General features: G+C 62.7%; 1 protein-coding gene. It reads right to left on the bottom strand.

Annotated features, from left to right (window positions below; translation table 11 throughout):
- Nucleotides 1-508: 508 nt before the first annotated feature.
- The gene (locus BRAS3809_RS37475) at nt 509-844 is read right to left on the bottom strand and encodes a hypothetical protein (protein ID WP_240535782.1); all 336 of its coding nucleotides are present in this window, start codon (nt 842-844) and stop codon (nt 509-511) included.
- Nucleotides 845-1,275: the final 431 nt, after the last annotated feature.

Raw genomic sequence — 1,275 nt, 5'->3', positions numbered from 1 at the left:
TCNCCGGCGACGTTGATGCCAGTGTGGATGACGTCGCTGCCGACATGCACCACGGTCGAGGCAACGTCCCCGACGGTGTGAAGCACGCCGCTTCCGATCGCCTCGGCGCCGTGCTCGATCGCGCCGAGCACGCCGCCGACGGCGTGAAAGGCCTCGCCGCCCAGCGCGCCGATCCCGTGCACCACGCTGCCGACCGCATCCGCCGCGTCGCCCGCCACATGCTCCACGGTGTCGACCACCGCCGAAGCCGCGCCGCCGACCGCACCCGCCACGTCCTTCGCGGCGTCCTTCACGTCATCGACGGCGGAACTGACTGCATCTCCGATGTCATCCCAAAAGCCCATGATCTGCTCCTCTCGGTTGGGTCACCTCGCCTCGGGTGACGGCGCCGTTGTCGCAGATCCCGGCAGCGGGCTCCGTGCGCGGAGTCACGCATGCTGACGAGAGGCACGTATTGTGTCTCTACTGGCTTTGGCCGCCGCAGCCCGCCGCTGCAAAGGATTGCGCATCACGACTGTTGTTTCGGATTGATCTTCACGACGCGCACATCGACAACGCGCGTGCCATCGAGATCACGCACGATACGTTCGTCGGGGCCGATCTCTCCGAGATCGAAGTCCCTTGTCGGGGTGATCAGGATCACGCGTTGGCCGACGATGACGATGACCGTGACGTCGTCCTCCTCACCTGAGGCGGCCCATTTGCGGATCTGTGCCTGATAGGGCGCACGCCGCCACGCGTCTGGAAAACTGGGGTCGCAACGCACCTCGATGCCGTCCTCCGACGTCGTGAGCACGAGCTTCGCCTTGCTCGGCATCCAGCGTTCGTCGAGCGAATCGTTCAAGAGCCAAAGACAGCTGAACTCGGCGCACTCTCTCGGGCGATCGCGATAGATCGTGCAGCCTTGCCGTGGCTCGCAGTGCGGGCACCATGCATGTGCCGGCTTTCGGAGTTGCTCGATCTCCATGACCTTGCAGCAGAGCGTGCAATGCCCGCAATCCTTTGAGTTTCCGCGTGAGGACGTCATATCGAGATGGCCTCGCCGATTCTTGTCGCTATCAATTGCCTGCCCGACGGGCGACTCGGTTGTTGCGTCCCACTGATATCAGCGCGTTGGCACATCCGATCCTGGAAGAAAAACCCTGCGCGGAAGAACTGATTTCGAGAGCGCGATCAGGCTGATTTGGGGTGTCCAGTCCGTCGTGCAAAAATAAACAACTTCTCCTTTTCAGAATACTATGGTCTTCTCTCGTCGTCCCGCCTCATCGACGAGGG

The sequence above is a fragment of the Bradyrhizobium sp. STM 3809 genome, assembly GCF_000239795.1.
Classification (GTDB): Bacteria; Pseudomonadota; Alphaproteobacteria; order Rhizobiales; family Xanthobacteraceae; genus Bradyrhizobium.
This window is presented reverse-complemented; position numbering and strand designations above follow the sequence as displayed.